The following is a 12,982-nucleotide window of genomic DNA, read 5'->3' on the forward strand; positions in this document are numbered from 1 at the left end:
CCTTATTTGCCGCCGCAGACAAAAACAGCCAGTATTGTATCAGGGTGTGTTTATCTTCCTGTTTGCCTGACCCGTGCCCAATATAAAATCCGGCGCAAATAAGCGGCACGCTCAATGAGCGTTGCGGTAGGGTTCCAAAGGTGGTTAGATATTCTATCCTGACTTGATTGCAGGATCAGGTAATGCCGGCCGGTACCTGGCCAGAAACGCTTGAATTGACAACATTTACACCGGTGGCGGTGCTGCCAGAAGAATCGAGGACGATGGATAAAGCTAATTACCTGATGACGGACGAGCATATTGATCAGGCATCGCGCGCCATGAAGGCGATGTCGCATCCGTTGCGCCTGAAGATTCTGTGTGTTCTGGGAGACGGGGAAGTCAGTGTTCAGGAGATCGTGGATCAGGTCGGTACGACCCAGTCGAATATCTCCCAGCATCTGGCGCTGATGCGGGAAAAGGGCGTGCTGCGCACCCGCAAGGACGCCAACCGCGTGTATTACCGGGTGGGCGATATCCGCACCCTGGAAGTGATCGCCATGCTGCGTGACGTATTCTGTGGGTTCTCTGGCTGATCCAGACGCCCCGTTCAAACAAGCCATTCAAGATTAAAAAACGGCCGGGATGCTTGATGCATGCCGGCCGTTTTTCATGATCGATACACCCGCGCAATCAGTTCTTTTTACCCAGCAAACCATCCAGGGTTTTTTTCATCTCGGCCGGTTTGACCTGACCAAGGTCTTTGGTGGTGATGTTGCCCTTGGTATCAATGACCACGGTAAACGGAAGGGCGCCAGCGTTATTGCCCAGTTTGGTCATCAATTCCAGCGCATCGCCACTGCCCAGCAAAACGGGATAGGTCACTTTGTATTGTTTGGTGAACTGCGCCACAGGGCCGGGTTCGTCAATCGCCACGCCGACAAACTGCACCTTGCCGTTATAGGCCTGCTGCAGTTTGACCAGGTCCGGCGTTTCCTGGCGGCATGGGCCGCACCAGGACGCCCAGAAATTGATCACCAGCGGTTGTTTGCCGCTGTATTGCGAGAGCTTTTGCGGCTTGCCTTGCAGGTCTTTGAGTGCGGTATCGAGCGGGGTATCCGCCAGGGCAAGCTGGCAGCCCGCCAGAAGCGTCAACGCCAGCGCTGTGTGGCGCAAAAAACGGCCGGTCCGGATCATTGCAGGGTGTTTCCTTGAACAAGTTGTTGCAGGATGCCGGCGAATTCTGCGGCAGTCGGATCACCCACCACACGCCTTTTTTGCAACTGGCCATCACGGTTATAGAACAGCATGGCGGGTGGGCCATACAAACCAAAACGCTTGAGCAGGGCGGCATCATCCGCCGTATTGCGGGTCACGTCTGCCTGCAACAGCACATAGTTGGCCAGTTGTGCTTTGACCGCCGGATCAGGCAAAACGTTGCGATTGAATTCAAGGCAGGACACGCACCAGTCGGCGTAGAAATCCAGCAACACCGGTTTGCCATGTGCTGCGGCCACGGCGGCATCCAGTTCGGCTTCAGTTGCCACTTTCTGGAAACCGGCGGTATCGGGTTTGTACCACAGCGGGTGGCTGACCCACACTGCCGTACCAAGCAAAATCACCCCGAACACGCGCTTGACGTTGGTCATGGCCTTGCCCGACAGGCGCGGCAGCACCGTGGCGCCGAACGCACCAATCAGCAACAGCGGCACGCCCGTACCCAGACCCAGCGCGTAGAGCGCACCGCCGCCCAGGGCCAGATCGCCGGTTCTGGCCATATAAGCCAGCGCGCCAAACAAGGGGGGCGCCATGCAGGCGCCGACCAGCAAGGCCGACAAAATGCCCATGACAAACACGGGTGCCAGCTTGCCGCCGGGCAAACGGTTGGCCAGATCATTCACCCTGCTTTGAAAGCCACCCGGCATCTGCAACTCAAACAGACCGAACATCGAGGCCGCCATGGCCACAAAAAACAGCGTGATGATGACAATGGTCAGCGACGATTGCAGTTGCACCGTCAGCAAGGTGCCGGTGCTGGCGGCGGCGATCCCGACCATGGTGTAGGTCAGCGCAATGCCCTGAACGTAAACGAACGTCAGCCCGAATGCCTGCCAGCGGCTTTTGTTCTGGCCAATGACAATGCCGGAGACAATCGGCAGCAGCGGATACATGCAGGCGGTCAGCGAAAGGCCAATGCCTGCCAGGAAGAACAGCCCGACCGTGGCGGCCAGGCTACTGCGAAAAAAACCGCTGGTTCCTCCATCGCTGCCCACGTCGTTGGCGGCGACGGCAGTGCCGGCGGTGGTCGCGCCAAACAGTTGCTTGACGCCATCCTGCCCGGGTTTATCCATGTGCGAGGCGCCGTCTGCCGGCGGCGTCAGTTGTACAGTTTGCGGCGGATAGCACACGCCGGCCTCCGCACAGCCTTGCATGCGCACGGTCAGGTGCGGCGCGGCGGGCCAGGGCTGGCTGCTGGTCACGCGCACATCAATGCTGTGCGGATAAATTTCGACCTTGCCGAAATTGGGGTCGTTTTTTTGCTTGCCCTGCGGAAACGCCGGCGTCAGCGGTTGCGCTGGCTGGGTGCTGAAGCTGATCCGCTCGCGATACAGGTAATAACCCTCGGCCACCGTGAAATGGACGTTAAGCGTATTGGCATCAATGGTTTCTACCGAGGCCTTGAAGGCTTCAGACGGGGGCAACAGATCTTTTTCATCGACCGCCAGCGCGCTTTGCGCCGCGACAAGACACCACAAGGCCAGGCAGGCCGTCACGAAAGATCGGGCAAACAGGTGCCGCACGTTACTTCTCCAGGGTTTCGCTGACCAGCCAGTCCAGATAAGGCTGGAAAACGGATTGCGCCGGCAAGGCGATGATTTCCGGTACGTCGTACGGATGGTGCCCGGCAAGCCAGGTTTGCAGGGCCGCATAACGTTCGCCGGTTGTTTTTATCAAAAGCGGAACTTCTGCCGCTGTTTCGATTCTTCCTTCCCAGCGGTAGACTGACTGGATTTGCGGCAACAGGTTCACACATGCTGCCAGTCGTGCCTCAATCAACCCGTGTGCCAAAGTCATGGCGACGGCCGCGTCCGGGCAATTGCACAGCACGATGACCGCTTCATTTTCATAACGGTTTGTTTCCGGATTAACCAATGCCTTTTATCCTGCTCGCGGCACTGGCCTGGCCAGTGCTCGAAATCATTGCAATGATCATGTTTGCCAAAGCCTTTGGCGCTGGCTTGCTCATTGCCTGGTTGTTGATCGCCGCCGTGGTTGGCGGTCTGATGCTGCGCCATCACAAACTGGCCGTAGCGATGTCCTTGTTCAACGACGTACGCCAGGGCCGGGTCACCACCGCGTCCCTGTTCTGGGTGGCCAGATATTATATTTCTGCCGTTTTGCTGGTGCTACCTGGCTTGATCGGCGACGTGGTTGCTCTTGTCATGCTGCTGCCCTGGGGCAATAAAACGCCCATGGGGGCCGGCCCGGTTGACGACGGGGTGATCGAAGGCGATTTTCGCCGGATTGATCCACGCCCGGACCCCAATCGCCGGATTGATCACCAGTAAGCGTCGGTTATCCAAGGCGCCAGCAACAAAAAAGGCCGCTTTATGCGGCCTTTTTTCATGAAACCGGTCAGCCCGGTTACGTGGCGATGCGCACGTTTTGCAGGATATACGGTTCCAGCGACGCCACCACCACGCTCAGCAACAACTGGATGATCAGGATGAGTATCCACGGGGTGATGTCGATCCCCCCCACTGTGGGGATCATGCGGCGCAGCGGCCGCAGGAACGGGCCGGTAATGCCTTCGAGCACTGGCATCATCGGGTTGTAGGGCGAAATCCAGGACATCAGCGCCTGGCCGATCGTGGCTGCAAACAAGAGGTACAGCGACATCTTGAAGAGCTCCAGCACCGCGGCCAGCATGAGCGCGATGATGGACAGCGGCGAGCCAAAAATAAACGGCCATGGCGTGATTGCCAGCAAAATGAGGTGCATCAGAAACGCACAAGCCCACGCCAGCAGCAGGCTGGCGGTATCCAGATTGCGCACCGGCGGCACCACGCGGCGCACCGGCAGCACAATCCAGTTGGTCAGGGCCAGTACAAACTGGCCGACCGGGTGCTTGAACGAGACGCGGCTGGCCTGCAGGTAAAAGCGGGTCAGCAACACCAGGATAAAAAATTCGGCGATATTGCGGATGAGGAAGTCGAGCGCGTTCGCAAACATATCCTCGCCCCCGCTCAGACTTCAGTATCCCGGCCCAGCTCGTCACCCAGCTCACGGGAGCGGGCGGCGGCGGCCTGGGTGGCGGCAATGATGGTGGCACGGACCTGGCTGTTGTCCATGGCGTTGATGGCGCGTTCAGTGGTGCCGCCTTTGGAGGTCACCTTGATGCGCAGCGTGGCGGCGTCATCATCGCTTTGCGACGCCAGTTTCATGGCGCCGGCCACCGTTTCATAAGCCAGGGCACGGGCGATGTCCGGTGCAAAACCTTGCGCCCGGGCAGCAGCCTGCAACGACTCGATAAAGTAGAACACATAGGCCGGGCCGCTGCCGGAAATGGCGGTGATGCCATCCATCTCGCTTTCTTCTTTCAGCCAGACCACCTTGCCGATCGAAGCCAGGATGCGGTCTACCGCCGCGCGGTCTTCCGCCGATACACCTTCTGCCGCATACACGCCGGAAATGCCGGCTTGCACCAGCGCCGGGGTATTGGGCATGACGCGGACCACGCGGCCATAACCACCCAGCCAGCGCGAGAGCGTCTCCACACGCACGCCTGCGGCGATCGACAAGGCCATTGCGCCGTTCAGTTGCGGCGCGACGGCCTGTGCCACCTGGCGCAGTTGCTGCGGCTTGACCGCAAAGATCACCACATCGCTGGCGGGCAGGGCGTCATCCGGCGTGCCACTGGCAAGGCCGTATTCGCTGTTCAGCTGGGCGCGACGGGTCGCATCCGGTTCGACCACGTACAGGTCGCTGGCCGCAAAGCCCTGGCTGATCAGGCCGCCAATCATGGCGCCTGCCATGTTGCCGCCGCCGATAAAGGTAATCTTCATGTGTTTAAGTATCCCGTTGACTGTATTGGTCTGATGTTCATCGCAAGCGGCCTCATTGCGCGCCGGTCACGCAGTCGCAAGCGATTATGCCGTGCTTTTGGCCGGGCGGGCGCCAAATAATGCGGTTCCGATGCGTACCAGCGTGGCGCCATGGGCAACGGCCTGTTCCAGATCGGCCGACATACCCATTGACAAGGTATCGAGCGCCAGGCCCTGCGCGTTCAAGGTGTTGAGCAAATCCTGCATTTGCGTAAATTGCCGGCCCAGTTCGGCCTGGTCTTGCGTGGGTTCCGGAATACACATCAACCCGCGCAGCTTGATGCCGGGCAGCGCCGCAATGGCCTGGGCCAGCGCCGGTGCCTGAGCCGCCGTGATGCCCGATTTGCTGTCCTCACCAGAGACATTGATCTGGATACAGACGTTGAGCGCCGGCATTTCGTTCGGTCGTTGCAGTGAGAGCCTTTCTGCAATCAACAGGCGGTCGATCGCATGAACCCAATGTGCATGTTCGGCCACCACGCGGGTCTTGTTGCGCTGCAAGGGGCCGATGAAATGCCATTCAAGATCGGCAAGGTCTGCCAGTGCGTCAACCTTGCCGGCAAATTCCTGGACATAGTTCTCGCCAAACGCACGCTGGCCGGCCGCATGAAACAAACGGATATCTTCGGCCGGAAACGTTTTGCTGACAGCGAGCAGCGTCACGCTGCCGGGCGCCCGGGCGCATTGCCGGGCGGCAGCATCAATCCGCTGATGGATGGCCGCAAGGGCCTGGGGGGCGTGATCGGTCATGGGCTCGCACGGAAAAAGCCATGGCATGACCACGGCGTCAGGCCGGGTCATGTGGGCGGCAACAGCGCTGCCCGATGCGCATTATAAATTCATTTGTGGCTGGCAGACCGGCGCGCACCGTTATCCGGGCGCAGACGAACGGGAATAGGCACCAGTTCTTCCATCCGGTCAGCCCGTGCCACGGCGGCGACAACCAGCAAGCAAAAACCGATGGCGATGGCCGCGGCCGTCAGCATTTGCCCTTCTACCCAGGAATGTAGCCCCAGAAAGCCGGCAACGGCGATGACAACATCCAGTAAACCCGAAATCAGATCGTTCACGATGGTAAGTCCTTATAGATTCACCGACCGCTGGCAAGCCTTGCCAGGGATACTGGCTGACTGCAACACGGCGGCTGTCCGGTCTTGTGGACCGCAAGTCGGAACAAGGCGCGTGGCACTTTTTCCGTTTGTAAGCGCAGCTTCACGCCTTGTCGGACAACACTTTGAACTGTCGATGAGTGCAAGTAGATAGTTGTCTTTTGGATACGTCGCTGGCGCGCGCTGGTTACGTTGTATTTCACCGCAGTTAGAATCGACCGCGATATGCAATAGTTGTCATGCATACTGCTGTCATTTGCCCTTGTCATGTTCCGCTCGTGGTGCGCCAGGCCCGCGGGGGAAAACACCGGAGTCTTGCGCCCTCATGGAAATCTCTGAACTGCTCGCGTTTGCCGTCAAAAACAAGGCGTCCGACTTGCACCTCTCCAGCGGCCTGCCGCCCATGATCCGTGTGCACGGTGACGTGCGCCGTATCAACCTGCCGCCACTGGAACACAAAGACGTGCACGACATGGTGTATGACATCATGAACGACGGGCAGCGCAAGGTGTACGAAGACACGCTTGAGTGCGATTTCTCGTTTGAAATCCCCAATCTGGCGCGTTTCCGGGTCAACGCCTTTGTGCAGAACCGGGGTGCAGGTGCGGTGTTCCGGACCATTCCGTCCAAGGTGTTGACGCTGGAAGAACTGAACGCGCCGCGCGTGTTCCGTGAAATCGCTGAAAACCCGCGTGGTCTCGTACTGGTCACCGGCCCGACCGGCTCGGGCAAGTCGACCACGCTGGCGGCGATGGTGAACTACATCAACGAAAACGAGTACGGCCACATCCTGACCGTGGAAGACCCGATCGAATTCGTGCACTCGTCCAAGAAGTGTCTGATCAACCAGCGGGAAGTCGGCCCGCACACGCTGTCGTTCTCCAACGCGCTGCGCTCGGCCCTGCGGGAAGATCCGGACGTGGTGCTGGTGGGCGAATTGCGTGACCTGGAAACCATTCGCCTGGCGCTGACTGCCGCGGAAACCGGCCACCTTGTGTTCGGTACGCTGCACACCAGTTCTGCTGCCAAAACAATTGACCGGGTGGTCGACGTGTTCCCGGCCGCTGAAAAAGAAATGGTGCGGGCGATGTTGTCTGAATCGCTGCGCGCGGTGATTTCGCAAACCCTGCTCAAAACCAAGGATGGCGCAGGCCGGGTGGCGGCGCACGAAATCATGATCGGTATTCCGGCCATTCGTAACCTGATCCGGGAAAACAAGGTGGCGCAGATGTATTCGTCAATCCAGACCGGTTCGCAATTCGGCATGCAGACACTGGACCAGAACCTGCAGAACCTGGTTCAGCGCAATATTGTTTCGGTGGCCGAAGCACGCGGCAAGGCGGCCATCCCGGATAACTTCAAGGGTTAATCCGCGCAAACTGGCCAGCAACAGCCTGGCAAGTTTGTCAGTATCGTTCGTCAAGGCGGCCTGAACAGCAAATAGTCATGGCGCAACCCGGTTGCGGGCAGCTATTGAATAATCAGGCTATAGATATTTGATTGAAGGATGAAGTGGCGACAGACCGTTTCATCTCAACAGCGAAAGAATTCAGGAATCATGGAAAAAGAACAGGCAGCCAAGTTCATGCAAGACCTTTTGCGCCATATGCGCGCCAAAGGGGCATCGGACTTGTTCATTACCGCAGATTTTCCACCTGCAATGAAGGTGGATGGCCGCGTTACGCCAGTCTCTGCCCAGGCACTGACTTCGCAACACACCAAAGAACTGGCCCGCGCGATCATGAATGATCGGCAGGCTGAAGAATTTGAAGCAACGCACGAATGTAATTTCGCCATCAGCCCGGGTACGCTGGGGCGTTATCGCGTTAATGCATTCATGCAGCAAGGGCGCGTCGGGATGGTATTGCGGACGATCAATTCGCAAATCCCCAAGCTGGAAGATCTGGGTTTGCCACCGGTATTGCACGATATTGCAATGACCAAACGCGGCCTTGTGATTTTTGTCGGCGGTACGGGTTCGGGTAAATCCACCTCGCTGGCGGCCATGATTGGCGAACGCAATGAAAAAGCGTACGACCACATCATTACCATTGAAGACCCGATTGAATACGTGCACGAGCACAGAAACAGTATCGTGACGCAACGTGAAGTCGGCGTGGATACGGACTCCTGGGGCGCGGCGCTGAAGAACACGCTGCGGCAGGCGCCAGACGTGATCCTGATTGGTGAGATCCGCGATCGCGACACCATGGATTACGCCATTGCCTTTGCTGAAACCGGTCACCTTTGCATGGCAACGCTGCACGCCAACTCATCCAATCAGGCGCTGGACCGGATTATCAACTTCTTCCCGGAAGAACGCCGTTCGCAATTGCTGATGGATTTGTCGTTGAACCTGAAAGCCTTTGTTTCGCAACGGCTTGTTCCGCATCGCTCCGGTCAGGGCCGGGTTGCTGCGGTTGAAGTCATGCTTAATTCACCGCTGATTTCGGAACTGATTTTCAAGGGCGAAGTCCATGAGATCAAAGAAATCATGAAAAAGTCGCGTGAATTGGGGATGCAGACTTTTGACCAGTCTTTGTTTGATTTGTATGAAGCGGGTCTGATCAGTTATGAAGACGCGCTGCGCAATGCCGATTCAGTGAACGATTTGCGGTTGCATATCAAGTTGCAAGGCGCAGAAGCCAAACATAAAGATGTGCTTTCCGGAATCGATCACCTGGATATCGTATAACATATGCCACTTGTTGACTGAAATCGACCGCTGATCTACGGATGAAGAAACGCCCAGCTCACTCTTTGCATCTTCTTTCGCTGCTTGCTGTTGGGATGACCTTCAGCGCAGCGCCTGCGTTCTCTGCCGCGTTGGGGCCGATCCAGGTGCGTTCTGCCCTGGGCGAGCGTCTTGATGCGGTGATCCAGGTCAATACCGCGACCAATGAAGAGCTGACCAGCAGTTGCTTCAAGCTGGGCACGCCGCAGCAGGACGACGAAGGCGTGGTCCTGCGCGGTGTACAAATGGTCTGGGAGCCGCAAGGCGGCGGTGCCGGGCGCTTGCATCTGCGCACGACCGAGCCTGTGACCGAGCCCGTGGTGCGGTTGCCCTTGCAGGTGAAATGCAGCAACGACGATACCCGCGATTTCCAGCGCGATTACACGCTGCTGCTTGATCCGCGCGATTATCGCGGCGCTGTCGCCAGCCCTGATTTGCCCTCCACCACCACGACCAGTGCCTTGCCAGGCAACACCACGCGCCCGGCCAAACGCAAGCTGCCGGCGTTGGGCAGTACCTGGACGGTCCGCGGTGGTGACAGCGTAGAGTCGATCGCCAGCAGCTATTACCCGCGCAACGACGCTGCCCGCAAGCAGTTCATTGCCGATCTGTACACCCAGAATCCGGATTTGCCGCAGGGTTATCGCGTGCCCTTGCCGGTTGATACCCAGTTGTCTTTGCCCAAGGCCGCTGTGGTGGCCGCACCGGCTGGCGACGCTGCGCCGCGTCCGCCCAAGGCCCAGCGCAAGCCGGCGCTGAGCGAAGGGCGTTCCGTCCTGCGGCTGGATGATTCGCCGCCGGAAACGCCGTCTCCTTCCACCGCGTCGTCGCCTGCGCTGGCGGCCATTGCCAATCAGGCCGCGTCTGAAGATCAACAATTGGCCTTGCTCAAGACCCAGATTGCCCAATTGCAGCAAGAACTGGCGCAACTGAAACTGCAAGCCCAACAACAACTGGCCGCACCGGGCGCCGCAGTGGCCGCCTCCGGTGCGCCTGCAACGCCGGCGCCGGCCGCGGCCGTGCCGCACCCGCATGCGCCGGTTCAGGTCGCCCCGGCGCCTGCGCCGGAAAAGAGCGGCAGCTTGATGGACTGGCTGTTGTTCCCGCTGATCGTGCTGGTGGTCGCACTGGCCCTGGCGTGGTCGTACTGGCGCTGGAAAATGCGTCAGCGTGCGGTGCAGGCAGCTGAAGATGAATACGCGCTGCAGTTCGTCAACGGCGTGGATCCGGATGACGAAGAGGATGACATCGTGGCGCCGATCGCCGGTGTGGCGGCGCGTGGCAATCCCGCTCCGGCCCCCGCCGGGCGTCCGGAGCCGCATCGCGAACTGGCGACCAACATCAATCAGATCGCCAACGAGTGGCAGAACTCCACCATGGACGTGGTGCAGCCGGGCAATGTCTCTGAAGAAGCCCAGTTGTTGCTGGATCACGGCTTGCTGCAACAGGCCATCAACCTGCTGACGCAGGAGATCGAACAACACCCGACGCTGAGTGCCTTGTGGCTCAAGCTGCTGTCCATTTACAGCCAGCACCACATGAAGGCGGACTTCCTGACTTGCGCGACCCAGTTCCGCGAGCATTTCAGCGACGAATCATTGTGGCGCCAGGTGCAGGTCATGGGCGCCGATGTGGACCCGGATAATCCGCTCTATCACCTGAGCGAAGAAGACGCGGCCAGCTTGCCTGATTACCGCAAAGAATCTGCACTCAAACACAATATTGGCGGCACGCTGCCGGACGAGCATCCGTCCACGCCGTCGCCGCAGGCCGATGCCGAGTTTGCCTCGCTGATGCGCGAGCAGGCCGGGCTGGAGCGCGCGGATTCCGAGTGGACGCTGTCTGAAGAGCACGAGGCGTTGCCGCGTAATCCGCTGGCCGGACACGTGCCGTTTGATACCCGTTTGCCAGAGCCGCTGCCGGCCCACGCGGACGATGAAGTCGCGCATGACGCGCCGTTCGGTAACGAGCTTGAGTTTGATCTGGATGCATTGCCGCCGCTGGAGGCGCCGGTACTGCGGCCATCGGCTCCAGCGCATGTGGCTGAGCCAGTCGCCGCGCCGGCACCGGTTTCGGCTCCTGTGGCCGCAGAGCCGCCAGCACCGGCAGACTTTCACACCGATGACCCGCATATGCAGAAGATCGCCTCCATGCTGGAACACGGGCAGGACGACGAGGCGCTGCGTGCGCTGGAAGAAATGTTGTACTCGGGTTCGGGCACGCAGCGTCAGCTGGCGCTGAAGTGGCTGGGCAAACTGCAGCCGCGCGCGTTCGACAAGTAATCAGGCCGCGCGGACGGGCTGCTCTACTTTTCAGTCTGTGTTGACCATCGCCGGGGCAGGCGCGGGCCCCGGCCCGGGCACAATCGCCCCGGCCAGTTGCTCCGTACACTGCGGCGTCAGTAACGATTCCCCCAGAAAATCCAGGAAATGCCGCACTGCGGGCACCAGCCCACGGCGGGACGGGAACACCGCGTGCGCATAGCCCAGCGCGGAACGCCAGTCAGGCAAGACCTGCACCAGCTTGCCGCTGGCCAGCTCCTCGCGCACCAGGTACTCCGGCAGAATCACCGCACCAATGCCGGCCTCGGCGGCAAACATCAGTGTCGGCATATCGTCTGCCACGTAGCGCGGATAGTGCGTGACCATGCGCTCTTCGCCTCGTGGCCCCACCAGTGACCAGGTGGCGCGGCCGTCTACCGCCGTCATGGCCAGGGTATCCAGCCAGCCCAGTTCATCCGGATGGGTAGGCTCGCCTTGCCGGGCCAGTTGCGCCGGGCTGGCAACCAGCACCGAATGCGCCACCCCCAGTTGTTTGACCACCAGCGAGGCTGAATCCTGCAGGGTGGGGCGCACGCGCAAGGCGACATCAATGCCTTCTTCCAGCAAATCAATCGGCCGGTTGGTGACCAGCATGTTGATCTTCACTTGCGGGTATTGCTGCATGAAGAACGGGATGATCTTGCCGACTACCGTTTGCGCCAGCGTCACCGGGCAACTGACGCGGATGGTGCCGCGCGGGGTGGACTGCACGTGCTCGACGGCCTCGCTGGCCGCACGGGCTTCGTCGCGGATCGCCAGGCAGTGGCGGTAATACAGTTCACCGACTTCAGTCAGCGCCAGTTTGCGGGTGGTGCGCTGTAACAGGCGCACGCCCAGCCGCGCTTCCAGTTCCGCCACGCGGCGGGACAAGCGCGATTTGGGAATACCCAGCGTACGGCTGGCGCTGGAAAAGCCCCCGGCCTCGACCACTTCGGCAAAAAAATACATGTCATTCAGATCATGCATGGCGGCAGGTCCATCTTCATTGTTCCATTTCCAGGACAATCTATCGCATTTTTGCCGACTTATCACCTATCAGACGCATCGGTAGAGTAGCACCCATGTTGCAAGGCCAGCCGGACTCACCGGCACCTCACAGATCAAAGGAGATAATCATGAAACTGCTGCATATCGATTCGAGCGTTCTGGGTGACAACTCTGTATCGCGCAAGCTGACCGCCAATATCACCAAGGCTTATCAAGCCGCCAACCCGACCGCCCAGGTGGAATATCTGGATCTGGCCGTGTCTGAGCCGAGCCATCTGTCCGGCGAAGCACTGGGTCATCGTTTTGTACCGGCCGAATCGCACACCGAAGTGCAAAAGCGTGAAGCCGCATACGGCGAAGCCCTGCTGAGCCAGTTCCTGGCTGCCGACGTGATCGTGGTGGGTGCCCCGATGTACAACTTCTCGATCCCCAGCCAGCTCAAGGCCTGGATCGACCGTATCGCCGTTGCCGGCCGTACTTTCAAGTACACTGAAAATGGCCCGGTTGGCCTGGCGACCGGCAAGACGGTGGTTGTGGCTTCCTCGCGCGGTGGTGTGTATTCCAGCAACGAAGCGCTGCGTGCCCTGGACCATCAGGAAGCGTATCTGCGTACCGTGTTCGGTTTTGTCGGTATCACTGACGTGCGCTTTGTGCGTGCTGAAGGCGTGTCGCAAGGCGACGCGAAGAAGGCTGAAGCCTTTGCCAATGCGGAAAAGGAAATCGCCGCACTGACCGCCTGATTGTTCT

14 protein-coding genes are annotated in these 12,982 nt (G+C 59.5%); 6 read left to right on the forward strand and 8 right to left on the reverse strand.

The window, feature by feature from the left end:
• The first annotated feature begins 263 nt into the window (after positions 1–263).
• Positions 264–575 (forward strand): ArsR/SmtB family transcription factor, encoded by a 312-nt coding sequence (locus IEX57_RS14140; RefSeq protein WP_188695788.1) that lies wholly within the window; start codon positions 264–266, stop codon positions 573–575.
• Positions 576–672: 97 nt separating this feature from the next.
• Here IEX57_RS14140 and IEX57_RS14145 read toward each other — a convergent pair whose 3' ends face one another.
• The 3 genes from IEX57_RS14145 to cutA are packed head-to-tail and all read right to left on the reverse strand — an operon-like array spanning position 673 to position 3,132.
• The gene (locus IEX57_RS14145) at positions 673–1,176 is read right to left on the reverse strand and encodes a TlpA family protein disulfide reductase (RefSeq protein ID WP_188704991.1); all 504 of its coding nucleotides are present in this window, start codon (positions 1,174–1,176) and stop codon (positions 673–675) included.
• The gene (gene dsbD / locus IEX57_RS14150; protein WP_188704992.1) at positions 1,173–2,780 is read right to left on the reverse strand and encodes a protein-disulfide reductase DsbD; all 1,608 of its coding nucleotides are present in this window, start codon (positions 2,778–2,780) and stop codon (positions 1,173–1,175) included. The genes IEX57_RS14145 and dsbD overlap by 4 nt, the downstream gene beginning before the upstream one ends.
• Position 2,781: 1 nt before the next feature.
• Complete coding sequence (gene cutA, locus IEX57_RS14155; protein ID WP_229709025.1) at positions 2,782–3,132, reverse strand: divalent-cation tolerance protein CutA; 351 nt, start codon at positions 3,130–3,132, stop codon at positions 2,782–2,784.
• Between cutA and IEX57_RS14160 the strand changes: the two genes are divergently transcribed.
• The gene (locus IEX57_RS14160; RefSeq protein WP_188704993.1) at positions 3,132–3,548 is read left to right on the forward strand and encodes an FxsA family protein; all 417 of its coding nucleotides are present in this window, start codon (positions 3,132–3,134) and stop codon (positions 3,546–3,548) included. The two genes, cutA and IEX57_RS14160, sit on opposite strands and share 1 nt — an antisense overlap.
• A 76-nt stretch (positions 3,549–3,624) precedes the next feature.
• Here the strand turns inward: IEX57_RS14160 and IEX57_RS14165 are convergent, their stop codons facing one another.
• The 4 genes from IEX57_RS14165 to IEX57_RS14180 all read right to left on the reverse strand — a co-directional run bounded on the left by IEX57_RS14165 (position 3,625) and on the right by IEX57_RS14180 (position 6,154).
• The gene (locus IEX57_RS14165; protein WP_188695799.1) at positions 3,625–4,212 is read right to left on the reverse strand and encodes a YggT family protein; all 588 of its coding nucleotides are present in this window, start codon (positions 4,210–4,212) and stop codon (positions 3,625–3,627) included.
• 14 nt (positions 4,213–4,226) lie between these two features.
• Positions 4,227–5,045, reverse strand: coding sequence for a pyrroline-5-carboxylate reductase (gene proC / locus IEX57_RS14170; protein ID WP_188704994.1), 819 nt, complete (start codon positions 5,043–5,045; stop codon positions 4,227–4,229).
• A gap of 84 nt (positions 5,046–5,129) precedes the next feature.
• Positions 5,130–5,834 (reverse strand): YggS family pyridoxal phosphate-dependent enzyme, encoded by a 705-nt coding sequence (locus tag IEX57_RS14175; protein ID WP_188705076.1) that lies wholly within the window; start codon positions 5,832–5,834, stop codon positions 5,130–5,132.
• An 89-nt stretch (positions 5,835–5,923) separates the two neighbouring features.
• Positions 5,924–6,154: a hypothetical protein gene (locus IEX57_RS14180; RefSeq protein ID WP_188704995.1), complete on the reverse strand. Its 231-nt coding sequence runs from the start codon at positions 6,152–6,154 to the stop codon at positions 5,924–5,926.
• 364 nt (positions 6,155–6,518) lie between these two features.
• On the opposite strand from IEX57_RS14180, the gene IEX57_RS14185 reads away from it, so the two are divergent.
• The 3 genes from IEX57_RS14185 (at position 6,519) to IEX57_RS14195 (ending at position 11,209) form a co-directional block, all read left to right on the forward strand.
• Positions 6,519–7,562: a type IV pilus twitching motility protein PilT gene (locus IEX57_RS14185; protein ID WP_188695811.1), complete on the forward strand. Its 1,044-nt coding sequence runs from the start codon at positions 6,519–6,521 to the stop codon at positions 7,560–7,562.
• A 189-nt stretch (positions 7,563–7,751) separates the two neighbouring features.
• The gene (locus tag IEX57_RS14190) at positions 7,752–8,888 is read left to right on the forward strand and encodes a PilT/PilU family type 4a pilus ATPase (protein ID WP_188704996.1); all 1,137 of its coding nucleotides are present in this window, start codon (positions 7,752–7,754) and stop codon (positions 8,886–8,888) included.
• A 95-nt stretch (positions 8,889–8,983) separates the two neighbouring features.
• Positions 8,984–11,209 (forward strand): type IV pilus assembly protein FimV, encoded by a 2,226-nt coding sequence (locus IEX57_RS14195; protein ID WP_188704997.1) that lies wholly within the window; start codon positions 8,984–8,986, stop codon positions 11,207–11,209.
• 30 nt (positions 11,210–11,239) lie between these two features.
• On the opposite strand, the gene IEX57_RS14200 is transcribed toward IEX57_RS14195, so the two are convergent.
• A complete protein-coding gene (locus IEX57_RS14200) occupies positions 11,240–12,214 on the reverse strand; it encodes a LysR family transcriptional regulator (protein ID WP_188704998.1) in 975 nt (324 codons plus the stop codon).
• Between the two features lie 149 nt (positions 12,215–12,363).
• Between IEX57_RS14200 and IEX57_RS14205 the strand changes: the two genes are divergently transcribed.
• Positions 12,364–12,975 (forward strand): FMN-dependent NADH-azoreductase, encoded by a 612-nt coding sequence (locus IEX57_RS14205; protein ID WP_188704999.1) that lies wholly within the window; start codon positions 12,364–12,366, stop codon positions 12,973–12,975.
• Positions 12,976–12,982: the final 7 nt, after the last annotated feature.

It is taken from the genome of Silvimonas iriomotensis (assembly GCF_014645535.1).
Taxonomy (GTDB): Bacteria; Pseudomonadota; Gammaproteobacteria; order Burkholderiales; family Chitinibacteraceae; genus Silvimonas; species Silvimonas iriomotensis.

Bases quoted from the DNA above. Each gene is read 5' to 3' on its own strand.
- IEX57_RS14160 (WP_188704993.1), top strand. From the start codon at position 3,132: ATGCCTTTTATCCTGCTCGCGGCACTGGCCTGGCCAGTGCTCGAAATC.
- IEX57_RS14165 (WP_188695799.1), bottom strand. From the start codon at position 4,212: ATGTTTGCGAACGCGCTCGACTTCCTCATCCGCAATATCGCCGAATTT.
- IEX57_RS14185 (WP_188695811.1), top strand. From the start codon at position 6,519: ATGGAAATCTCTGAACTGCTCGCGTTTGCCGTCAAAAACAAGGCGTCC.
- IEX57_RS14175 (WP_188705076.1), bottom strand. From the start codon at position 5,834: ATGACCGATCACGCCCCCCAGGCCCTTGCGGCCATCCATCAGCGGATT.
- IEX57_RS14140 (WP_188695788.1), top strand. From the start codon at position 264: ATGGATAAAGCTAATTACCTGATGACGGACGAGCATATTGATCAGGCA.
- proC (WP_188704994.1), bottom strand. From the start codon at position 5,045: ATGAAGATTACCTTTATCGGCGGCGGCAACATGGCAGGCGCCATGATT.
- IEX57_RS14190 (WP_188704996.1), top strand. From the start codon at position 7,752: ATGGAAAAAGAACAGGCAGCCAAGTTCATGCAAGACCTTTTGCGCCAT.
- IEX57_RS14145 (WP_188704991.1), bottom strand. From the start codon at position 1,176: ATGATCCGGACCGGCCGTTTTTTGCGCCACACAGCGCTGGCGTTGACG.
- IEX57_RS14200 (WP_188704998.1), bottom strand. From the start codon at position 12,214: ATGCATGATCTGAATGACATGTATTTTTTTGCCGAAGTGGTCGAGGCC.
- IEX57_RS14195 (WP_188704997.1), top strand. From the start codon at position 8,984: ATGACCTTCAGCGCAGCGCCTGCGTTCTCTGCCGCGTTGGGGCCGATC.
- IEX57_RS14205 (WP_188704999.1), top strand. From the start codon at position 12,364: ATGAAACTGCTGCATATCGATTCGAGCGTTCTGGGTGACAACTCTGTA.